The organism is Paenarthrobacter aromaticivorans, from assembly GCF_019038615.1.
GTDB classification, from domain to species: Bacteria; Actinomycetota; Actinomycetes; order Actinomycetales; family Micrococcaceae; genus Arthrobacter; species Arthrobacter aromaticivorans.
Genome location: NZ_JAHOPC010000008.1, coordinates 41,726 through 63,598 on the forward strand (window position 1 = coordinate 41,726; position 21,873 = coordinate 63,598).

At 61.6% G+C, this 21,873-nt stretch carries 15 protein-coding genes and 1 tRNA gene; 12 read left to right on the forward strand and 4 right to left on the reverse strand.

What is annotated here, in order from left to right; translation table 11 throughout:
* The first annotated feature begins 147 nt into the window (after positions 1-147).
* The 6 genes from KSW38_RS13680 to KSW38_RS13705 all read left to right on the forward strand — a co-directional run bounded on the left by KSW38_RS13680 (position 148) and on the right by KSW38_RS13705 (position 5,435).
* A tRNA-Pro gene (locus KSW38_RS13680) sits at positions 148-222 on the forward strand.
* A 70-nt stretch (positions 223-292) separates the two neighbouring features.
* Positions 293-1,675 carry a trigger factor gene (gene tig, locus KSW38_RS13685; protein ID WP_216925474.1) on the forward strand — a complete coding sequence of 461 codons (1,383 nt, stop codon included), beginning with the start codon at positions 293-295 and terminating at the stop codon, positions 1,673-1,675.
* A 254-nt stretch (positions 1,676-1,929) separates the two neighbouring features.
* Positions 1,930-2,553 (forward strand): ATP-dependent Clp protease proteolytic subunit, encoded by a 624-nt coding sequence (locus KSW38_RS13690; RefSeq protein ID WP_275964122.1) that lies wholly within the window; start codon positions 1,930-1,932, stop codon positions 2,551-2,553.
* Positions 2,554-2,591: 38 nt separating this feature from the next.
* Positions 2,592-3,251 carry an ATP-dependent Clp protease proteolytic subunit gene (locus KSW38_RS13695; protein WP_216925476.1) on the forward strand — a complete coding sequence of 220 codons (660 nt, stop codon included), beginning with the start codon at positions 2,592-2,594 and terminating at the stop codon, positions 3,249-3,251.
* Positions 3,252-3,434: 183 nt separating this feature from the next.
* Positions 3,435-4,724, forward strand: coding sequence for an ATP-dependent Clp protease ATP-binding subunit ClpX (clpX, locus tag KSW38_RS13700; protein WP_216925477.1), 1,290 nt, complete (start codon positions 3,435-3,437; stop codon positions 4,722-4,724).
* An 81-nt stretch (positions 4,725-4,805) separates the two neighbouring features.
* Positions 4,806-5,435, forward strand: a complete 630-nt coding sequence (locus KSW38_RS13705; protein ID WP_428982387.1) for a mycothiol-dependent nitroreductase Rv2466c family protein — start codon at positions 4,806-4,808, stop codon at positions 5,433-5,435.
* 37 nt (positions 5,436-5,472) lie between these two features.
* On the opposite strand, the gene KSW38_RS13710 is transcribed toward KSW38_RS13705, so the two are convergent.
* A complete protein-coding gene (locus KSW38_RS13710) occupies positions 5,473-6,348 on the reverse strand; it encodes an Fpg/Nei family DNA glycosylase (RefSeq protein WP_216925478.1) in 876 nt (291 codons plus the stop codon).
* Positions 6,349-6,715: 367 nt separating this feature from the next.
* Positions 6,716-9,337: a valine--tRNA ligase gene (valS, locus tag KSW38_RS13715; RefSeq protein WP_216925479.1), complete on the reverse strand. Its 2,622-nt coding sequence runs from the start codon at positions 9,335-9,337 to the stop codon at positions 6,716-6,718.
* Positions 9,338-9,410: 73 nt separating this feature from the next.
* On the opposite strand from valS, the gene KSW38_RS13720 reads away from it, so the two are divergent.
* Positions 9,411-10,190, forward strand: coding sequence for an SDR family oxidoreductase (locus KSW38_RS13720; protein WP_216925480.1), 780 nt, complete (start codon positions 9,411-9,413; stop codon positions 10,188-10,190).
* A gap of 14 nt (positions 10,191-10,204) precedes the next feature.
* Here KSW38_RS13720 and KSW38_RS13725 read toward each other — a convergent pair whose 3' ends face one another.
* Positions 10,205-11,263, reverse strand: coding sequence for an endonuclease/exonuclease/phosphatase family protein (locus tag KSW38_RS13725; RefSeq protein ID WP_216925481.1), 1,059 nt, complete (start codon positions 11,261-11,263; stop codon positions 10,205-10,207).
* A gap of 354 nt (positions 11,264-11,617) precedes the next feature.
* Here KSW38_RS13725 and ileS point away from each other — a divergent pair, with 354 nt between their 5' ends.
* Genes ileS through ndk form a run of 4 tightly spaced genes read left to right on the forward strand, consistent with a single transcriptional unit; the run spans position 11,618 to position 17,207 of the window.
* Positions 11,618-14,926: an isoleucine--tRNA ligase gene (gene ileS, locus KSW38_RS13730; protein WP_216925482.1), complete on the forward strand. Its 3,309-nt coding sequence runs from the start codon at positions 11,618-11,620 to the stop codon at positions 14,924-14,926.
* Between the two features lie 3 nt (positions 14,927-14,929).
* A complete protein-coding gene (locus KSW38_RS13735; RefSeq protein ID WP_216925483.1) occupies positions 14,930-16,291 on the forward strand; it encodes a bifunctional folylpolyglutamate synthase/dihydrofolate synthase in 1,362 nt (453 codons plus the stop codon).
* A gap of 2 nt (positions 16,292-16,293) precedes the next feature.
* Positions 16,294-16,746: a DUF4233 domain-containing protein gene (locus KSW38_RS13740; protein WP_216925484.1), complete on the forward strand. Its 453-nt coding sequence runs from the start codon at positions 16,294-16,296 to the stop codon at positions 16,744-16,746.
* Positions 16,747-16,787: 41 nt separating this feature from the next.
* On the forward strand, positions 16,788-17,207 hold the full coding sequence (gene ndk / locus KSW38_RS13745; protein ID WP_216925485.1) for a nucleoside-diphosphate kinase: 420 nt from the start codon (positions 16,788-16,790) through the stop codon (positions 17,205-17,207).
* A gap of 78 nt (positions 17,208-17,285) precedes the next feature.
* On the opposite strand, the gene KSW38_RS13750 is transcribed toward ndk, so the two are convergent.
* Positions 17,286-17,981 (reverse strand): vitamin K epoxide reductase family protein, encoded by a 696-nt coding sequence (locus KSW38_RS13750; protein WP_216925486.1) that lies wholly within the window; start codon positions 17,979-17,981, stop codon positions 17,286-17,288.
* Positions 17,982-18,460: 479 nt separating this feature from the next.
* Here KSW38_RS13750 and KSW38_RS13755 point away from each other — a divergent pair, with 479 nt between their 5' ends.
* Positions 18,461-21,727 (forward strand): Rne/Rng family ribonuclease, encoded by a 3,267-nt coding sequence (locus tag KSW38_RS13755; RefSeq protein ID WP_216925487.1) that lies wholly within the window; start codon positions 18,461-18,463, stop codon positions 21,725-21,727.
* The last annotated feature ends 146 nt before the right edge of the window (positions 21,728-21,873 follow it).

Below are 21,873 nucleotides of genomic sequence, written 5' to 3' on the forward strand. Positions count from 1 at the left end.
TGGATCTCCTGCTGGATCCTTGTATGGATCTCTCGCTTAGGACATCTTCCCGGTGGCTGTTGAAGCCGGGTACAACTAAACCTAATTCCGGCGGCGGTGTCAAATGTGCATTCCGGGCCCGCTTGCCCGTAGACTGTCCTGTGCATTCGGGGTGTAGCTCAGCTTGGCTAGAGCGCCTGCTTTGGGAGCAGGAAGTCGCAGGTTCAAATCCTGTCACCCCGACTCTGTGTTTCGTATCCGCCTCAGGGATGCGGCAGAACCCCATACCCACAAATTCAGGAGTACTTAGACTGTGAAGAGCGCTGTCGAGAACCTCACCCCCACGCGGGTCAAGCTCAACGTTGAGGTTCCCTTTGAGGAACTGAAGCCGAGCATCGATGCCGCTTACAAGACTGTTGCTTCGCAGATCCAGGTCCCCGGATTCCGCAAGGGCAAGGTTCCGTCCAAGCTGATCGACCAGCGCGTTGGCCGTGGCTATGTCCTGGAAACCGCCATCAACGATGGCCTCAACGGCTGGTACCAGGCCGCTGTCCAGGAAACGGGTGTTCGCCCCCTGAGCCGTCCTGAGGTTGAAATCACCGAGGTTCCGGACCCGTCCGCAACCGACGGCGAGCTCAAGTTCCAGGTGGAAATTGACGTACGCCCCGAGATCGAGCTGCCGGACTACGCAGGCATCAAGGTTGAGGTTGCTGCGGCCGAATCCTCTTCTGAAGACGTCGACAAGGCCCTGGATGAACTTCGTGGCCGCTTCGGCACCCTGAAGTCCGTGGAGCGTCCCGCACAGAACGAGGACTTCCTCACGATCGATATCACCGCCACGATCGATGGCGAAGAAATCGACTCGGCCTCAGGCTTGTCCTACCAGGTTGGTGCCGGCACCATGCTTGAGGGCCTGGACGAGGCCGTAACCGGCCTGTCCGCCGACGAAGAGGCAATCTTCGACACCACGCTCGTTGGTGGCGACCACGCCGGCGAGGCGGCCCAGGTGAAGGTTGTTGTCAAGGCCGTCAAGGAGCGCGAGCTTCCTGAGGCCAACGACGACTTCGCCCAGCTGGCCTCGGAATTCGACACCCTTGCTGAGCTCCGCGAGGACCTCGCCAAGCAGGCTGCCGATTCCAAGGTTGTCGGACAGGGTGTTGAGGCCCGCGACAAGGTTCTGGACAAGCTTGTAGAGCTCGTCGAGGTCCCTGTTCCGGCTTCGGTTGTCGAAGAGCAGATTGAAGCTCACTTCAACCCGGAGAACGCCCACGGCGAAGGTGACCACGACACCGAGGAACACCGCGCCGAGGTCAAGGCCAACACCGAGCGCGCCTTCCAGAACGAGGTCATCCTTGACGCCATTGCGGACAAGGAAGAAGTTGAGGTCAGCCAGAACGAGCTGATCGACTACATCGTCAGCACGGCAAGCCAGTACGGCATGGACCCCAACCAGTTCGCCCAGATCATCGATCAGAGCGGCCAGGTTCCCATGATGGTTTCCGAGGTACGCCGCCGCAAGGCACTGGCCGTTGTGCTGGGCCAGGCCGAGGTTGTCGACTCTGAAGGCAACAAGGTCGACCTCGGCGACTTCGTCCGCCCCGCAGGCGAGGTTGCTGCCGACGAGTCTGCAGTCGCCGAAGCCGGCGAGGAAGCGGATGCTGTCGCCAGCGATGACCCCGCAGCCGTGAAGTTCTAGTCAAAACGCATCAACCGACCCCGGATCAGCAGATCCGGGGTCGGTTTGTTTTAAGCCCTGAACGGACAAGTCCGCATACAATAAGCGCGCTGGATCTGCGGGCCCGCTCCAATCGTGCGCCGTCAGCGAACAGCGCGATTCCGGCGAACAAATCGTCCCTGAAAACGGTTAGTGTCCAAGTAGTGAAGTTCAGTGAGGTCACTGGCACCAGCGAGAGGTAAGTACTTATGTCACAGCAATCAGAGGCTCCCCGGATGGCAACTGTCGATCCCGCAGCCCAGGACAACTACATCTACAACCGCCTGCTGAAAGAGCGCATCATCTGGCTTGGCTCTGAAGTCCGTGACGAGAACGCCAACGCCATCTGCTCGCAGCTGCTCCTCCTCTCGGCTGAAGACCCCGAGAAGGACATCTACCTTTACATCAACTCGCCCGGTGGCTCCGTGACGGCCGGCATGGCCATCTACGACACCATGCAGTTCATCCCCAACGATGTTGTCACTGTTGCCACCGGCCTGGCTGCCTCCATGGGTCAGTTCCTGCTCTCCTCCGGAACCAAGGGTAAGCGCTACGCGACCCCCAACGCCCGTATTCTCATGCACCAGCCTTCCGGTGGTATCGGTGGCACTGCTTCGGATATCAAAATCCAGGCCGAGCTGATCCTGCACATGAAGAAGGTCATGGCGGAACTCACTGCCGAACAGACGGGCCAGACTGTGGAGACCATCCTCAAGGACAACGACCGCGACAAGTGGTTCACGGCCACCGAGGCCCTGGAGTACGGCTTCTTCGACAAGATCTCGGCCCACGCAGGCTCGGTAGCTGGTGGCGGTGGAACGGCCAACCAGTCGAACTCCGAGCCAGGCTCCGAAAACTAACCGGCACCAAAGAACCACTGAAACCCAGGAGTAATGACATGAACTACAACTTCGGATGGTCTGCCGGTAATCTCCCAACCAGCCGCTACGTCCTGCCCCAGTTTGAAGAGCGTACCCCTTACGGCTTCAAGCGCCAGGATCCGTACACCAAGCTGTTCGAGGACCGCATCATCTTCCTCGGCGTCCAGGTTGACGACGCTTCTGCCGATGACATCATGGCTCAGCTGCTGGTCCTTGAATCGACGGATCCGGACCGCGACATCACGTTGTACATCAATTCGCCAGGTGGATCCTTCACCGCCATGACGGCGATCTATGACACCATGCAGTACATTCGTCCCGAGATCCAGACGGTATGCCTGGGCCAGGCAGCCAGCGCGGCTGCTGTGCTGCTTGCAGCAGGAACTCCGGGCAAGCGGCTGGCACTGCCGAACGCACGCGTGCTGATCCATCAGCCCGCGTTGTCCGGCGGCCAGGGCGGCCAGGCATCCGACCTCGAGATCCAGGCTGCTGAAGTCATGCGCATGCGTACATGGCTTGAGGACACGCTGGCACACCACTCCGGCCGCACGTCCGAGCAGGTCAATAACGACATCGAGCGCGACAAGATCCTGACCGCGGCCGAGGCCATGAGTTACGGCTTGATTGACCAGGTTCTGGACTCCCGCAAGATCAAGCCCCAGGCAATCGCCAGGTAGCAGACAGTAAAACGACGCCGGTGCGGTTCGCGAAATATGGACCGCACCGGCGTTCTGTTTCCGCCCAAGCAGCCCATTGTGACCTAGAGTGGATGTTGTCACGGTGGTGCCAACCCCGGCCAGGCCGCACACTTGAGTACGGCGCGGAGCCGCATCACCCGCATGTAACGAAGGGATTCACACATGGCTCGGATTGGCGAGAGCACGGACCTGCTGAAGTGTTCTTTCTGCGGAAAGAGCCAGAAGCAGGTACGGAAGCTGATTGCCGGGCCTGGTGTGTACATCTGCGATGAGTGCATCGAGCTCTGCAACGAGATCATCGAAGAAGAACTTGCGGAAGTTTCGGACCTTGGCAGTTTTGAACTCCCCAAGCCCCGGGAGATCTTCGATTTCCTGCAGGAGTACGTCATTGGCCAGGAACCTGCCAAGCGGTCGCTGGCGGTTGCTGTGTACAACCACTACAAGCGCATCCAGGCTGGTCACGCTCCCAAAGCCGGCAGCCTTGGTGAGGGTCCACATCACGAGGATGTGGAGATCGCCAAGTCCAACATCCTGCTGATTGGCCCAACCGGTTGTGGCAAGACCTACTTGGCACAAACGCTGGCGCGCAGGCTGAATGTGCCGTTCGCTGTAGCCGATGCCACGGCGCTCACGGAGGCAGGCTACGTTGGCGAGGATGTGGAGAACATCCTGCTCAAGCTCATCCAGGCGGCAGATTACGACGTCAAGAAAGCCGAACAAGGCATTATCTACATTGACGAGATCGACAAAATCTCCCGCAAGAGCGAGAACCCCTCGATTACCCGGGATGTCTCGGGCGAAGGAGTCCAGCAGGCCCTGCTGAAGATCCTCGAAGGCACCGTTGCCTCCGTGCCGCCACAGGGCGGACGTAAGCATCCGCATCAGGAATTCATCCAGATCGACACCACCAATGTGCTCTTCATCGTGGCAGGCGCATTTGCCGGTCTCGAGGACATCATCGGTTCCCGGTCCGGGCGCAAGGGCATCGGCTTCGGAGCGCCGCTCAACGAGGTCCGGGACAACGTGGACACCTACGGCGAAGTCATGCCCGAAGACCTGCTGAAGTTTGGACTCATTCCGGAGTTCATCGGTCGCCTGCCGGTGATCACCACCGTCTCGAACCTCGACCGTCCTGCATTGATCCAGATCCTTTCCACGCCCAAGAACGCTTTGGTGAAGCAATACCAGAAGATGTTCCAGTTGGATGGTGTGGAGCTGCAATTCGACGACGACGCGCTGGACGCCATCGCTGACCAAGCGCTTGAACGCGGCACAGGGGCACGTGGCCTGAGGGCCATCATGGAAGAAGTGTTGCTGCCAGTCATGTTTGATCTCCCGAGCAGGGATGACATCGCAACTGTGGTCATAACCGCTGATGTCGTGGATAACAAGGCCCAGCCGACCATGATCGGCCACGACGTCGTAGCGAAGCGCCGGAATAAGTCGGCCTAGCCAGCCGTTGGCCTAGTAGCGGCGGTTTCACTGATTCAGCGTCGCTCCACGCCCGTTTCCACTCTTGTCGAGGAGTTTCCTGTGCCCGAACAGAATTTGCCTGAGCAGTCCGTCAACAAAGCCGATTTCTGGTTCGATCCCGTTTGTCCCTTCGCATGGATCACATCGCGCTGGATCGGCGAGGTGGAGCAGGTGCGGGGTATTGAGACGGATTGGCATGTCATGAGCCTGTCGGTGCTCAACGAGGGCCGTGACCTTCCCGGCGACTACCGGGCAATGATGGACGACAGCTGGGGTCCGGTGCGTGTGATCATCGCGGCCCAGGAACTGCACGGCAGCAGCTACGTCAAGCCGTTGTATGACGCCATGGGGGAGCAGATCCACCATGAGGGCAACAAGGACCGTACTTCCGTGATTGAGAAGGCCCTGGCAGAGGTTGGGCTTCCCGCTGAACTGGCACGGTTCGCTGGTTCCGAAGACTACGACACGCAATTGCGCGCCAGTCATGAGGCTGGCATCTCTTTGGTGGGCCAGGATGTCGGAACACCCGTGGTCGCGGTAAACGGTACGGCCTTCTTCGGCCCGGTCCTCACCCGGATTCCGAGGGGCGAAGAGGCGGGACAGCTTTGGGACGCCACGGTAACCCTTGCCGGGTACCCGCACTTCTTCGAAATTAAGCGCAGCCGCACGGAAAGCCCTGAGTTTAACTAGAGCTTCGCGGTTCAACCTGAACCAGAGCTGCCTGGAGCTACTTCAGGAAGCGTGACGTGCGCCGGTCCGCGAGGATCTTTCCGTTGGTTTGGCAGGTGGCACAGTACTGCAGTGAGGTGTCCGCGAAGGACACCTCACGCACAGTGTCACCACAGACAGGGCAGGGTAGCCCGGTCCTGGCATGCACCCTGAAATTGCTTCGCTTGGTGTCCTTCAGCTCGCTGGAAGGCTTTCCGGCTGCCGCGTTCACGGCGCCCACCAGTACTTCCTGCATGGCATCGTAGAGCCGCTGTACTGTTTCGCCGTCGAGCGACTTGGCGATGGCGAAGGGAGAGATTTTGGCAGCATGCAGTATCTCGTCGCTGTAGGCATTGCCAATCCCGGCGATGACACTTTGGCTGCGGAGAAGTCCCTTGATTTGTTGGGAACTTGACTTAAGGATTGCTGCCAGGGCATTTTCGTCGAAGTCGGGGCTGAGTGGTTCCGGGCCAAGGGTTGCGATTCCAGGAACATCCAAGGGATCCCTTACTACGTAGATGGCCAGGCTTTTCTTGGTGCCGGCTTCCGTCAGGTCAAGACCGATGTGGGCGTCATCGGCCGCCCGGTGCAGCAATAGCCTGGCGGCGATGTTGCTCTTGCCCATGCGGAGCCCTGCTGACGAGGGATGCTCGGTGTAGCGAACCCATCCTGCCTTGGCCAGGTGGAAGACGAAAAACAGGCCCCCGGCGTCGAGGCTGATGAATTTGCCGAAGCGCTGGGTGCCCTGGATGGTCCGGCCCTCAAGTGAGCTGTAAGGGGGATCAGCCGTCTTCAGGGCTGCGATGGAGTTAATGCGGACGTTGGACAGTACGGCTCCACGGAGTTGGGTGTCCAGATACGTGCACAGGCCGTGCACTTCGGGAAGTTCCGGCATGAGCATACTCTGCCATAGCTTTGCCCGGGCTGCAGGAAAGCTGCACGAAAAAGGCCTCCGCAGAACTACAGGATTGTAGTTCTGCCGGAGGCCTTGTGCATGGTCTCCGACGGGACCACAATGGTTCTTACCCACTTCGAAAGAAGAGGGACACGGAAACCAAAGATTCAGTGATATGCAACCAACGCAGCCTTTGGCAAAGTTGGAAGCAAGCTACCAGTGACGAGGTAGTAAGACCTGAAATTCCGAGGATTCCGCCAGACTGTCAAGCCGTCACCGGACAGCCGAAAAGTCGAAGCCCCACCAACGGCAAAACGCTGATGGGGCTTCCCCTTTGCCCAAAAATGGGCCAAGGACGCGGGCTGGGCTACGACGCGGGCGTTTCCTCTGCCGGTGCCAGGACAACATCGCTGACCGTGAGCTCACCCTCGCCGGACTGGAGTGCAATCTCCTGTGCGTTCGCGGCTGCCTTCAGGTCCCCGAGTCCAGCCTTGAGCTGCGCAACAAGCATCTCATTGGCGGTGATGGATGCTGAGAGTACTGCGGTGCGCTGCTTCACCTTGGCCTCGGACTTGGCCTTGCGGATGCCACTGAGTGCTACCCCAACAGTGCCAAGCATTGTGGTGTCGCCGTCGGCGATTTCCAGTGCGGCCGGCCACTGGGCGCGGTGAACCGAGCCGGAGCGCCACCAGCTCCACACCTCTTCGGTCGCGAAGGGCAGGAAGGGCGCGAAAAGGCGCAGCAAGGAGTCCAAGGTGGTGGCCAGTGCTGCCAGCACGGATGCCTGTTCCGACTCCCCGGCCGCACCGTAGGCGCGGTCCTTGATGAGCTCGACGTAGTCGTCAGTGAACTGCCAGAAGAAGGACTCTGTGATCTGCAGGGCACGCGCGTAGTCATAGTTGTCGAACGCCTTGGTGGACTGGGCAACCACATCGGACAACTGCGCGAGCAGTGCACGGTCCAGCGGATTGGTCAGTACGGAGAGATCGCTGGACACGACGGAGTTTTCGGTGGCCCCAAGGTTCAACACGAACTTGGAGGCGTTGAGCAGCTTGATGGCCAACCGGCGGCCGATCTTCATCTGCGCGATCTCGTAGGCCGTATCTGCGCCGAGCTTGGCCGAGGCTGCCCAGTAGCGGACAGCGTCCGAGCCGAACTCGTTCAGGACATCCGTGGGAACAACCACGTTGCCCTTGGACTTGGACATCTTCTTGCGGTCCGGGTCAAGGATCCACCCGGAGATAGCTGCATGCTTCCAAGGCGCGCTCTTCTGCAGGGCGTCGGCGCGGACAGCGGAGGAGAACAGCCACGTGCGGATGATGTCGTGACCCTGGGGGCGGAGGTCGAAGGGGTAGACCTTGGAGAACAGTTCCTCGTCACGGCTCCAGCCACCCACGATCTGCGGGGTAAGGGAGGACGTGGCCCAAGTGTCCAGGACGTCGGCGTCACCGGTGAAGCCGTTGGCCTGATCGCGCTGAGCTTCATCGAAGCCTGGGGCTGCATCCGCGGCGGGATCCACGGGGAGCATGTCATCCGAGGGCAGGATGGGGTGGTCGTAGTCCGGGTTGCCCTGGGCATCCAGCGGATACCAGACGGGAATGGGCACGCCGAAGAAGCGCTGGCGGGATACCAGCCAGTCGCCGTTCAGGCCCGCAATCCAGTTCTCGTAGCGGGAGCGCATGAAGGAAGGGTGGAAGTTGATTTCCTGGCCACGGCCGATCAGGCGTTCGCGGCGTTCTTCATCGCGCCCGCCGTTGCGGATGTACCACTGGCGTGAGGTCACTACCTCAAGGGGCTTGTCACCCTTTTCGAAGAAGTTCACGGGGTGCGTGATCTTCTTCGGTTCGCCGTCCAGCAGGTCTGCTGCAGTGAGAAGCTCCACTACGGCTTCCTTGGCGGAGAAAGCAGTCTTGCCAGCGATCGCTGCGTAGGCTTCCTTGCCGGCGTCGGTGGTGATCCACTCCGGGGTCTCGGCGATGATGCGGCCGTCGCGGCCCATGATGGCGCGGGTGGGCAGCTGCAGTTCACGCCACCACGTGACGTCGGTCAGGTCACCGAAGGTGCACACCATGGCGATGCCGGAACCCTTGTCCGCCTTGGCGAGAGGGTGGGCCTTTACTTCGAGCTCTACATCAAACAGCGGGGATTTCACTGTTTTGCCAAAGAGCGGCTTGTACCGTTCGTCGTCGGGGTTTGCCACCAGCGCGGCGCAGGCGGCAAGAAGCTCCGGGCGCGTGGTTTCGATGAAGATCTTTTCGCCGTCTTCGGTGAAGAAGGGGTAGCGGTAATACGCGCCGGCTACCTCGCGGTCCTCCAGCTCAGCCTGCGCCACGGCGGTGCGGAAGGTAACGTCCCAGAGGGTGGGAGCCTCGGCCATGTAGGCGTCACCGGCAGAGAGGTTGGCGAGGAAGGCACGCTGGGATACCGCACGGGAGGTGTCATCGATGGTGCGGTAGGTCAGGTCCCAGTCCACGGACAAACCGAGGGTCTGGAAGAGGTTCTCGAAGACTTTTTCGTCCTCCACAGCGAGTTCCTCGCACAGCTCGATGAAGTTCTGGCGGGAAACGACGTCGAAATCGCGCTGGTTCTTGGCTGGCTGCGCAGGCGGACGGTAGTCGGCGTTGTACGGGATGGCGGGATCGCAACGCACACCGTAGTAGTTCTGGACGCGACGCTCGGTAGGCAGGCCGTTGTCGTCCCAACCCATGGGGTAGAAGACGTTCTTTCCGGTCATGCGCATGTAGCGGGCCTGGACGTCTGTCTGGGTGAACGAGAACATGTGCCCCACGTGAAGGGAGCCCGAGGCGGTTGGCGGGGGAGTGTCGATCGAGTAGACCTGCTCCCGGGTGGTGTCCGGATTGAACTTGTAGGTCCCTTCGTCCAGCCAACGCTGCGTCAGCGTGGCCTCCAGGCCTTCGAGGGCCGGCTTGTCGGGAACGTTGATGGGGGCGGTGGCGGGCGTGTCTGTACCCTGCGTTGATTCAGCCATGGGTCAATTGTTCCATGGCCCGCCGTTACGGGCTGCTTCGGCCGGTGCCGGCGACCACCGATAGTGTAGTGCCATGACTTTGGCAGCACGGACGGCTTATCCAGTTCAGAACAAAACGGCAGTAGTTACCGGTGCCAGCACGGGCATCGGCGAGGCCACGGTGCGGGCGTTGGCCTCCACAGGCTGGAAGGTCTTTGCGGTGGCCCGCAGGGCCGAACGACTGGGTGCGCTGGGCGCCGAAACCGGCGCCATTCCGTTTGCGGCCGATATCACCAGCGACGACGACGTCTCTGCCCTTTTGCAGGCAGTTTCCAAAGCCGGGGGAGCCGATACCCTCATCAACATTGCCGGAGGTGCCCGGGGCGCGGACATGATCGCGAATGCCGATACTGAGGATTGGGAGTGGATGTACCAGGTAAACGTCCTGGGCACCATGAAGATCACCCGGGCATTCCTTCCGATGCTGAGGGAGGACGGGGAAGGAACCGTACTCAACCTGACATCCACCGCCGGACTGGCCGCTTACGAAGGCGGCGCCGGTTACAACGCCGCAAAGTTCGCCCAGCACGCCATGACCAACGCCCTAAGGCTGGAAGAAGTGGGTCACAACATCCGTGTCATCGAGGTAGCGCCGGGCCTGGTCCACACGGAGGAATTTGCCCTTAACCGGCTGGGCGACAAGGACGCCGCCGCCCAGGTCTACGCCGGAGTCGAAAAGCCCCTCACGGCAGAGGACGTGGCCGACGTCGTCAAGTACGCAGTCTCCCTGCCACATCACATCAACCTGGACCAGATCGTTGTCCGCCCGGTGGCCCAGGCAGCCAACCACAAGCTCATCCGCAAGGAAAGCTGAAGCACGGGCGCACTCTAACTGGCGGGGATGACCAGCGTTGCCACAATGGCCGCATGGTCAGAACCGGAAACCTGGTGGACCGCGTAGCCACTGCTGCTGATTCGGGGCGAAGTAACCATATGGTCGATCACGATTCCCGGAAGAGGTGGTCCCTCCATTGGCCAGGTGGGGGAGATCCGTCCGCCTGAGGCTGTTCCAACATCGACGAGCTTTTTGCCGTCCTGTCCACCGCCCAGGGCAGGGTCAAGCAAGGCGCGGAACTCGGTGTGATCGTAGGTGGAGTTGTAGTCACCCATCAGCAGGTGATGCCCTGGACGGGAGGCCTGACGGGCAACTTGGACAAGGTCGCTGCGCCACTGCTGCATCCGCTCATCAACCGGGGGCAGAGCATGAACGTTGGTGAGGTTCAACGTGGCCTTGGAAACGTTGTCCGGATCCGTGATGAAGACCCGCGTGACGTCCATCCGGAATGGCGTATCGGGCAGGAGCCCCTCCGGCTGCAGACGGAAAACGGAATATACGGCGCCACCGGAAGCGTCGTCGTTGGGTTCACTCAGGAGGTTCGGCAGTACTGACTCCAAGCCTTCGGAGCGTAGGCGTTCTTCCAGCCCTTGCGTATGCTCCTGGAGCGTCAAGAGTTGAACACCGTTCTCCCGGACCAACTTCACGATGGCACTTGCGTCAGCCTCACCGTATTCAGTGTTGAGGCTCATCACCTTCACGGAAACAGTGGCGGTTCCCGCAGGAACTGCTTCTGGCCTTCCGGTGTCCAGCGGAAACAGCCAGAACAATTGGAGAGCCAAGAGGGCCGCCGTCGTGATGAAGACCCACAGCCGGCGCCCAACCAAAGCAAGGACCATCGCCAGCGCCGAGGGCAGGACCATCCACGGGGTGAACGACAACAGTTGAACCACCACCAGCGGCCACTCCGTGGGGACCGCCCTGAACAGGGACATTCCTGCCACAGGCAACACCAAGAGTAGAGCCAGGACCGACCACGCAGGGGATGCTTGGTGAGCCAGCCAGCGTCTGACCGGGCCTGAGGTCGGAAGGACAGAGGCAGGGTTGGTCATGGGGTCGAGTCTATGCACCCGACCGCCTCCAGCTGGTCCACCCGAAGGATGATCCTGCGAGTGGAGCGCGGGCCTCTCCTGCCGCTAGACTTGGGAGACAAGCGTTGACCCGGCCATCACCGGTGAGCTTCCGGAAGAACATCCCTGAACGCCCACGTGGCGAAATCCAAGCGGCGGTCAGGGCCCAGTAGAACCGGACGGGTAAGCCCGTCACAGCAGTAATGAGAGGCCGGAACCGGCCGTTGCCCCACCCAGGGCGCCATGGTTCCGGTAAGTGAGGTGGTACCGCGGCAACAGCAAACGCTGAAGCCGTCCTCGCATCCTGACAGTCAACCAGCTATCACAGGATATGAGATGACCCACTACCCCAAGGCCTCAGCGTCTCCTTCAGGCACGCAAGGCGTGTCCGCTTCCGTGAAGTTCCCGGAAATCGAAGAGCGCATCCTCAAGTACTGGGAAGAAGACGGCACCTTCCAGGCAAGCATCGACCAGCGCGATGCAGGCAAAGACGGCAGCAACGAATTCGTCTTCTACGACGGCCCGCCCTTCGCCAACGGCCTCCCGCACTACGGCCACCTCCTCACTGGCTACGCCAAAGACCTCGTAGGGCGCTACCAAACGCAGCGCGGAAAGCGCGTAGAACGCCGCTTCGGCTGGGACACGCACGGCCTCCCCGCCGAACTGGAAGCCATGAAACAGCTGGGCATGACGGACAAGACCCAGATCGAAGCCATGGGCATCGATAAATTCAACGACGCTTGCCGCGCCTCGGTGATGAAGTACGCCAACGAATGGAAGGCCTACGTCACCCGCCAGGCCCGCTGGGTGGATTTCGACAACGATTACAAGACACTCAACGTCGAGTACATGGAGTCAGTGCTGTGGGCCTTCAAGCAGTTGCACGAAAAGGGCCTCACCTACAACGGCTACCGCGTCCTGCCGTACTGCTGGAAGGACGAGACCCCTCTGTCCAACCACGAACTCCGCATGGACGACGACGTCTACAAGAACCGCCAGGACCAAACCGTCACGGTGACCTTCCCCATCAAGGCCGGCACATCCGAACTCTCACAGGCGCTCGCAGGCGTCCAGGCCCTTGCCTGGACCACGACGCCCTGGACGCTGCCCACCAACCTGGCGCTCGCCGTCGGGCCTGACATCGCTTACGCAGTCCTGCCCGCCGGTCCGAATGGCGTCAAGGCTGCGTCGGCGGAAGCACCGGTCACGGGTAGCTTCCTTCTGGCCGCTGACCTTGTGGGGACCTACGCCAAGGATTTGGGGTACGACGACGCAGCTGCCGCAGTTGCCGCTGTCGTGTCAACGCATACAGGCGCCGAGTTGGCGGGCCTTGAGTACGAGCCGCTGTGGAACGACTTCGCCGATGCTGAGAAGTACGGCACCCAAAACGCCTGGCGCTTCCTGGTGGCCGACTACGTCACCACCACAGACGGTACGGGAATCGTGCACCAGGCTCCGGCCTATGGTGAGGATGACCAGAAGGTCTGTGAAGACGCCGGAATCCCCGTTGTCCTGTCCGTGGACGAGGGCGCGAAGTTCCTTCCATTGTTTGCGCACGGAGAACTGGCCGCCATCGTGGGCCTGCAGGTCTTTGATGCGAACAAGCCCATCACCCAGGTGCTTCGCGCCGACGGCCGCCTGGTCCGCCAGGCCAGCTACGAGCACAGCTACCCCCACTGCTGGCGTTGCCGGAACCCGCTGATCTACCGTGCAGTGTCCTCGTGGTACGTGGAGGTCACCAAGTTCAAGGACCGCATGTCCGAACTGAACCAGGAGATCAACTGGATCCCGGGCAACGTCAAGGACGGCCAGTTCGGCAAATGGCTGGACAACGCCCGCGACTGGTCCATCAGCCGCAACCGGTACTGGGGCTCACCTATCCCGGTATGGCAGTCGGACGACCCCGAGTACCCGCGCACGGATGTGTACGGTTCGCTGGCGGACCTGGAAGCCGATTTCGGCCGCCTGCCGGTCGACAACGAAGGCCAGGTGGACCTGCACCGTCCGTTCATCGATGAATTGACCCGACCCAATCCGGACGACCCCCGTTCTCCGGCGGAGGGCCAGTCCACCATGCGTCGCGTCGAGGACGTCCTGGACGTCTGGTTCGACTCGGGCTCGATGCCGTATGGCCAGGTGCACTACCCGTTCCAGAACGAGGAATGGTTCGACACACACAACCCTGCGGACTTCATCGTGGAGTACATCGGCCAGACCCGCGGCTGGTTCTACATGCTCCACATCCTGAGCACCGCATTGTTTGACCGCCCGGCTTTCCGCAACGTCATCAGCCACGGCATCGTGCTGGGCTCGGACGGACAAAAGATGTCCAAGAGCCTGCGCAACTACCCGGATGTTTCCGAGGTCCTGGACCGTGACGGCTCCGACGCCATGCGGTGGTTCCTGATGTCCAGCCCCATCCTGCGAGGCGGCAACCTGGTGGTTACCGAGCAGGGCATCCGCGACGGCGTCCGCCAGGTCATCCTGCCGCTGTGGAACGTGTACAGCTTCTTCACGCTCTACACGAACGCCGCGAACTCCGGTTCAGGTTACGAAGCGAAGCTGCGCTACGACGGCTACTCCGACACGTTGGACCAGTATTTGATGGCCAACACCGGGGACCTCGTCCGCAGCCTGACCGAAAGCCTGGATTCCTACGACATCTCCGGGGCCTGCGATGAACTCCGCAGCTACCTGGACATGCTGACCAACTGGTATGTTCGCCGCAGCCGGCAGCGCTTCTTCGACGAGAATGAAGACGCGTTCGATGCCCTGTACACGGCCTTGGAAGCTGTATGCCGGGTCTCGGCGTCCCTGCTGCCGCTGGTGACCGAGGAGATCTGGCGCGGCCTGACCGGTGGCCGCTCTGTGCACCTGGCTGACTGGCCTGATGCTTCGCTGTTCCCGGCCAACGCCGACCTCGTGGAGGCCATGGACCGCGTTCAGCAGATCTGCTCCACCGGTTCAAGCCTGCGCAAGGCCGCTAATCTGCGGGTCCGCCTGCCGCTCCAGGAACTGACGGTTGTGGCACCTGGCGCAGATGCGCTGGAAGGCTTCGCCGCCGTCGTCGCTGATGAACTGAACCTTCGCTCCGTCCGCTTGCTGGACGCTGCTTCGGCTTCGCCGGAGGAATTCGGCATCGAGCAGAAACTGGTGGTCAACGCCCGGGCTGCTGGACCGCGCCTTGGCAAAAACGTGCAGCAGGCCATCAAGGGGTCCAAGTCCGGTGACTGGTCCGTGAACGATTCCGGAGTGGTGGTGGCCGGGGGACTCGAGCTTGAGCCGCATGAATACAGCCTGGAGACTGTGGTGGGAGAGACGTCCGACGGCGGTGCTGCCGCCCAGAAGGCCGTCTCAGTGCTCCCCGGTGGTGGATTCGTCGTCCTGAATACCGAGGTCACTCCTGAGCTTGCTGCGGAAGGCCTGGCCCGCGACCTGGTTCGTGCCATCCAGCAAGCACGCAAGGATGCCGGACTGAATGTCAGCGACCGCATCCGCACATCTGTCGAGGCGCAGCAGGACGTCATTGATGCGCTGGAAACCAACGCTGAGCTCGTCAAGACCGAGACGCTGTCCTTGGAACTGGAAGTCCTTCTCTCCAGCGCCGAGGAACCGCGCGTCACCGTAGCAAAGGCAGGGGCCTGAACCATGACTGACGAATTCTCCGTGGAAAGCGTCTACGCCGAACTTCTTGGCCGGGCACCTGAAAACAAGATGGAACCCCGGTTGGCGCCGCTTTTCAGGGCCATGGACGTGCTGGGGGAGCCCAACAAGGCTTTTCCGATCATCCACATCACGGGAACCAACGGCAAGACCTCCACGGCCCGCATGATTGAGGCCGGGCTCCGCGCACACGGGTTGAGCACAGGCCGTTACACCAGCCCGCACCTTTCAAAAGTCACCGAGCGCATCAGCATTGATGGCGAGCCCGTATCAGATGCGACGTTTGTTCGGATCTGGGATGAGATCCGGCCTTACCTGGAAATCGTTGACAACGAGCTCATAGCTGAGAACCAGCCCCGGCTTACGTACTTCGAGTGCGTGACAATCTTGGGTTTCGCGATTTTCGCAGACCAGCCGGTGGATGTCGCGGTCGTGGAAGTCGGCTTGGGCGGCATTACCGATGCCACCAACGTGGGCGATGGCCAAGTCTCTGTTATCACGCCGATTTCCCTGGACCACACGGATCTCCTGGGCGACACCACCGAGGACATCGCGTATGAGAAGGCCGGGATCATCAAACCCGGTGGCTTCCTAGTGAGCGCTGCCCAGCCGGTGGACGCTGCCCAGGTCCTGCTGGAAAAAGCCCGTGAGGTGGATGTACCGTTCCGCTTCGAGGGCGTGGAATTTGGCGTAGAGTCACGCACCGTAGCTGTAGGCGGACAGGTCATCACCGTCCAAGGCCTGGCGGGTCGCTACGAAGACCTCCTTCTGCCGCTGCACGGTGCCCACCAGGCGGAGAATGCCGCCGTGGCTGTGGCCGCGTTGGAAGCGTTCTTCGGTGGGGGAGAGAAGGAGCTCGACCTTGACGTCCTGAAGGAAGCCTTCGGCAACGTGACGTCCCCTGGCCGCTTGGAAGTGGTTCGGACTGCCCCCACCATTGTGGTCGATGCCGCCCACAACCCGGATGGCATCCGCGTCTCGGCGGAGGCGATCCGTGAAGCCTTCAGTTTCAGCAAGCTCGTGGTCGTAGTCGGAGTACTCCGGGAGAAGGACGCCGAGGAGATCCTGAAGACCTTGAAGGAGCAGCTCGGAGACCTGGCAGAGGAGTTCTGCTTCACCCAGTCCAATTCGCTGCGCGCCGTCCCTGCAGCGGAACTGGCCGAACTCGCCGTCGATCTTGGCTTTGGCGAGGACAACGTCCACATCGCCGAGAAACTCGATGATGCCCTGGAGTGGGCTGTCGAACGGGCTGAGTCCAACGATGACCTTGCCGGCGGCGTCCTGGTCACCGGCTCCATCACCTTGGTGGCCGAGGCACGCATCCTGCTCGGAAAGGAAGGTGCCTGAAGATGGCCAAGCTGACCAAGGCCCAACGCGAATGGCGCCCTGGCATGCCCAAAAAGCGCCGATCCACCAAGGTAATGTTCGCTTCCACCGTGCTGTTGCTCGAAGCTTTCGTAGCGTTCTTCGGCACGTTGGTGGTCTTTGGATTGAAGCGGGGCGAAGTGGCTCCCGGAATCATCCTGGGTGTAGGCATCACGCTTAGCGTGGTGCTCGTCCTGGCATGTGCCGTGTTGTCCAAGCCGTGGGGTGTAGGCCTCGGCTGGGGGCTGCAGGTCCTCCTGATCCTGACAGGAATCGCAGAGCCCATGATGTTCATCGTCGGCATCCTCTTCGCGATCTGCTGGTGGTACGGAATCCGGACCGGGATGAGGATTGACCGCGAGGTGGCGCAACGCGACCGGGAGCAGGCTGAATGGGACGCGGCCCACCGTGACGAGGCAGGCCCGGAAACCCCGTAAACTGGCTGGGAAACCCACCCACCCATCACATTGGAGCAACTGTGAGCATTGAACGGACCCTTGTCCTGATCAAGCCCGACGGCGTCGCCCGCAACCTCAGCGGAAGCATCCTCGCCAGGATCGAAGCCAAGGGCTACGCCTTGGCTGAGCTGAAGAAGGTCAACGCGACCCGCGAACTGCTGGAGCAGCACTATGAAGAGCACGTGGGCAAGCCGTTCTACGAGCCACTGGTGGAATTCATGCTCAGCGGCCCGGTCATTGCGGCTGTCTTTGAAGGCCACCGCGTGATCGAGGGCTTCCGCTCCTTGGCGGGCACCACCGACCCCACTACCGCGGCACCGGGCACTATCCGCGGCGACTTCGGCCGCGACTGGGGCCTGGCAGTCCAGCAGAACCTCGTGCACGGTTCGGACTCCGTTGACTCCGCCGAGCGTGAGATCAAGATCTGGTTCGCGGGCTAACGACGCCTCACCGAGATAACAGTTAAGGCCAATGTTCGCAATGAACATTGGCCTTAACTGTTATCTCGCGGAGTTGGTTTAGTAACCGGACGTACCGGCGAAGACGTGGATGAAGGCAAAGAAGATCGTGGCGATCACGGCTACATACAGCAGTGCCACGACGATCCATCCGGAGTCGCCCAGGACCTTGGCCAGTGCAGGCGGTGCTTTGATGACTCCATGGGAGATGTTGCGGATGGTCACCCAGACGAACATGGGGATCATGACCGCCCACACCACCATGCAGAACGGGCAGAGAATGTTGATGACGTACAGGGCCTGGGACCACAGCCACACAACAAAGGCAAAACCGAGGGTTACGCCCGCCTGCAGGCCCAGCCAGTAGCCGCGTGAATATTTGGCGCCGGCCAGGAGTCCCATGGCAGTGGTGATGATCACCGCAAACGCGACGATCCCGATGAACATGTTGGGGAACCCGAAAACGGAACTTTGCGGTGTCTGCATCACCGCTCCACAGGAAACCCATGGATTCACATCGCAGAGCGTGATGTGGTTGGGGTCCTTGAGTACTTCCAACTTCTCAAGGACCAATGCCCCCGAAGCCAGCCAGCCGATGACGCCGGTGATCAGCAGGAGCCACGCAAATGGCTTGTCTTGCACTGCTTTAGGCAGATGGTCAGGCCGGGCCGCGCGCTGCAATCCCGGCTCCGTGGTCTTGCCACCCGCGGGGGTGGAGGCTTGATTGGCCAGGTTTTCCCTGGCGGTGCTTGGCATCGCGGACGCAATCCCTTTCGACAATGACCCGGCCAGTCCGGGAACGGCTCTTGTGAGGATTGTAACGCCGGAGGCTGGACACGGTCCCCAGCTTCTGAAGGCACTGTCCCCACCGTGCGACACAGTCTCCTACGCTTCGAATGTGCAGGGGTGTGAGAGAATGAACATGGCTGGAAGCCGATCCACATTCGGAATCCGGTCCGGTGACTTGTTCCCAAGACCGCCAGCATGAGCAGGGCCTGCCTGGATCACGTGATCCCCGGCATGCCCGCCATGACAATGGACGGCACCTGGTTGTGGCAGCAGAACAACGGGTTTCAGAGCAAAGCCACTGGCCTTCCAGGGCTGCCGCACCCCAATGATGGTGCGAACCGGAAGGAATACTACCGACTTCTGTCAACGCCTGAGGGTTTTGACAAATAATTGCCCCACTGGGCGCCGGATGTGGCGGCGTCGCTGGGGCAGGAGTGTTGCCACATATGGATAATGACCAGGTTGTAGCCGTTAATGAAGATGCAGCTACCGCGGAAACTGCGGAAGCGCCTAAAAAGACCACCCGGACCCGGCGCAAGGCTGCGCCCAAGCAGACTGCAGTAGCTGCCACCGAAGAAGTGGCCCCTGCCGAATCCGTGGCTGGCATCGAAGAACCAGTCAAGGCGCCGGCGCGTCGTAGCCGCGCGCGCAAGACAACGGTGCCTGCTGAGCCCCTCCCCGGTTTTGACGAGCCGGACGCGGTAGCGTCCCAGCCGGAAACCGATGCCGAACCTGCCCCTGAAAAGCCGGTCCGCCGTCGTCGGACTACCAAGCCCAAGGACGTTGACGCCATAGACGCAACGCCCGCCGAGGAGCCTTCACCCGCTGCTGAAACCACGGACGCCTTGTCCCAGCCTGCGCCGGCCACCCCGGGCCCCGTTCCTGCAGAAGCAGATGTTCCTGCAGGGGCTGACGTTTCTCCAGAAGGCGTCCCCGCAGAAGACGTTTCTGCGGAAGGCACCTCCGCAGAAGGCACTGTTCCCGCCGAGGAAGAGTCTGAAGCATCCGAGGAGTCCGCCCCCGGTTCAACGTCTTTGTTCCTGGAGCCGGTCTCCATTACGTCCATGATCTTCCAGGCCCCTGACCTCAGCACTGTGACGCGTCCGGCCGTCGAGGAAAAGGCCGAAGAGGCTGAAGACGAAACTGCGGAAACCCGGTCAACTGACGAGCTGGAGGATTCCAGCAGCCGTCGTCGTCGCCGGAGCCGCGGCCGGCGGGGCCGCCGCGGAACGGAACGCGATGAGACCGATTCCGAAGACGGCGCTGAGACTGAGGATGAAGAAGATGCTCCGGCAGCGGAAGCGCTCGAAGAGGGCGTCACGTCGCGTCGTCGCCGGCGTCGCCGCAGGGGTGACCAGGATCTTGAACTGACTGGCGGGTCCGACGACGACCCACCCAACACGGTGACCCGTGTCCGCGCGCCCCGCCCGATCACTGAGACGGCCCCGTCAAACCGGGTTACCAGCGTTAAGGGTTCCACCAGGCTTGAGGCTAAGAAGCAGCGCCGCCGCGAGTCCCGCGAGACCGGACGCCGCCGCCAGGTAATTACAGAGGCTGAGTTCCTTGCCCGCCGCGAGTCCGTGGATCGCCAGATGATCGTCCGCCAGCGCGACGACAGAATCCAGATCGCGGTTCTTGAAGACGGCGTATTGGCTGAGCACTTTGTGTCCAAGACCCAGCAGGACTCCCTCATTGGCAACGTGTACCTGGGCAAGGTCCAGAACGTCCTGCCCTCTATGGAGGCTGCTTTTGTTGACATCGGACGGGGCCGCAATGCGGTGTTGTATGCCGGTGAAGTGAACTGGGATGCAGTAAACCTTGAGGGCCAACCGCGCCGGATCGAGAATGCGCTGAAGTCCGGCGATTCCGTCCTGGTGCAGGTTACCAAGGACCCCGTTGGCCATAAGGGCGCCCGCCTCACCAGCCAGATTTCCCTTCCGGGCCGCTACCTTGTGTACGTGCCGGGCGGTTCCATGACCGGTATCTCGCGCAAACTGCCCGACGTCGAACGCAACCGCCTCAAGCGCATCCTCAAGGACCGCTTGCCGGAGAACGCCGGCGTCATTGTGCGCACGGCCGCAGAGGGTGCTTCCGAGGAAGAACTGACGCACGACATCAACCGTTTGCGCGCGCAGTGGGAAGGCATTGAAGGGCAGGCGTCCTCCACCAAGGTGCTGGCCCCGGAATTGCTCTACGGCGAGCCTGACCTGACCATCAAGGTGGTCCGGGATGTCTTCAATGAAGACTTCTCCAAGCTGATCGTTTCCGGCGACGACGCGTGGGACACCATTGAGGCTTACGTCACCTACGTTGCTCCCGACTTGGTGGGCCGCCTTGAGAAGTGGACCAAGGATCAGGACATCTTTGCTGCCTGGCGGATCGACGAGCAGATCCACAAGGCACTGGAGCGCAAGGTTTTCCTTCCGTCTGGTGGTTCCCTTGTCATCGACCGCACCGAAGCCATGACCGTGGTGGACGTCAACACAGGTAAGTTCACCGGCAGCGGTGGAAACCTGGAAGAAACCGTCACCAAGAACAACCTTGAAGCGGCCGAGGAAGTAGTTCGCCAGCTGCGCCTGCGTGATATCGGTGGCATCATCGTCATCGACTTCATCGATATGGTCCTCGAATCGAACCGTGACCTGGTGCTCCGCCGATTGGTGGAATGCCTGGGCCGTGACCGCACCAAGCACCAAGTGGCCGAAGTGACGTCGCTGGGCCTGGTGCAGATGACGCGCAAGCGCATGGGCACAGGCCTGCTTGAGGTGTTTGGTGAGCAGTGCGAGCACTGCGCCGGGCGCGGTGTCGTCACCCATGACGAGCCCGTGGAACACCGACGCGCCAACGTCGTTGCTGCCGAGCACCACCGTCCGCACGCCGAACCCCAACAGCCTGCTGCGCGCACGGATCGCAAGCGTCGCCGTGGGAAAGGTGGGGGAGCCGCAATGGCCGAAGTGCCCCCTACGCTCCACAGCACGCCTGCCGCCCCCGCGGCTCCGGCGGCCACTGAGTCCGTGGACCCGGTCCGCCAGGCCAAGGCTGAGGCCACCAGGGCAGCTCTTGCCACCATCGCCGCCGCAGCGCATGCCGCCCACTTGCACGATGATGAGGTTCACCGTGCGGAGGAGCAAGCCCGCGCAGGAGGCCAGCAGGGTCACACGGATGAATCCGCCCCTGAAGCTGCAACCGGCGATGCCGGGGTACCGGCTGCACGTGATGCCGCCAGTCATGACGCTGCGGTTCGGGAAGCACGCTCCACCCCAGTTCTGCGTTTCGGTGGCGAAGAAGTGGCTCTTCCGTTTGTGGAGCACCACGAGGAATCACCTGCCGGCAAGCCGGCCATGAGCCTGGACCTGTTGGCAGAGGCATTTTCGCACCTCGGTGCCGCACCGGCTGCAGAGGAAGAGGCGTCTTCGGTTTCCGAACCTGCGACTGCTTCCGCGGTTTCCCCGGCCAGTTCTCCTGCTGTCACTGAGGATGAGCACGATCATTCATCGCGTTCCCGTGGCCGTCGCGGCCGAAGGAACCGCAGTGCCAGCAGGGCGCAGGGTGCCGCCAACGAAACCAGTGTGGAACATCACGACGTAACTGCTGCCGCCGCAGGTGGATCGGCCCATGAGGCCAAGGCGCCGGCAGCAGAAGAGCCTGCCAAAAAGAAGGTAGCTGACGAGCCCATCATCCTTGGGGTGGGAGTTCCTGCTTCCGAGTTGTAAGCACGGCACACGCCACTAAGCAGTGACATGGTCGTAGAGCAATAAGAGTCCCGCAGCATCCGTTTCGGCGGATGCTGCGGGACTCTTTCGTTGCTGCCAGTCACATCCATTCCCGGAGGCCGTCCGGTTCCCGGGCCGACGGGCTT

Bases quoted from the DNA above. Each gene is read 5' to 3' on its own strand.
- KSW38_RS13690 (WP_275964122.1), top strand. From the start codon at position 1,930: ATGGCAACTGTCGATCCCGCAGCCCAGGACAACTACATCTACAACCGC.
- KSW38_RS13695 (WP_216925476.1), top strand. From the start codon at position 2,592: ATGAACTACAACTTCGGATGGTCTGCCGGTAATCTCCCAACCAGCCGC.
- clpX (WP_216925477.1), top strand. From the start codon at position 3,435: ATGGCTCGGATTGGCGAGAGCACGGACCTGCTGAAGTGTTCTTTCTGC.
- KSW38_RS13710 (WP_216925478.1), bottom strand. From the start codon at position 6,348: ATGCCGGAACTTCCCGAAGTGCACGGCCTGTGCACGTATCTGGACACC.
- valS (WP_216925479.1), bottom strand. From the start codon at position 9,337: ATGGCTGAATCAACGCAGGGTACAGACACGCCCGCCACCGCCCCCATC.
- KSW38_RS13720 (WP_216925480.1), top strand. From the start codon at position 9,411: ATGACTTTGGCAGCACGGACGGCTTATCCAGTTCAGAACAAAACGGCA.
- KSW38_RS13725 (WP_216925481.1), bottom strand. From the start codon at position 11,263: ATGACCAACCCTGCCTCTGTCCTTCCGACCTCAGGCCCGGTCAGACGC.
- ileS (WP_216925482.1), top strand. From the start codon at position 11,618: ATGACCCACTACCCCAAGGCCTCAGCGTCTCCTTCAGGCACGCAAGGC.
- KSW38_RS13735 (WP_216925483.1), top strand. From the start codon at position 14,930: ATGACTGACGAATTCTCCGTGGAAAGCGTCTACGCCGAACTTCTTGGC.
- KSW38_RS13740 (WP_216925484.1), top strand. From the start codon at position 16,294: ATGGCCAAGCTGACCAAGGCCCAACGCGAATGGCGCCCTGGCATGCCC.
- KSW38_RS13750 (WP_216925486.1), bottom strand. From the start codon at position 17,981: ATGCCAAGCACCGCCAGGGAAAACCTGGCCAATCAAGCCTCCACCCCC.
- KSW38_RS13755 (WP_216925487.1), top strand. From the start codon at position 18,461: ATGGATAATGACCAGGTTGTAGCCGTTAATGAAGATGCAGCTACCGCG.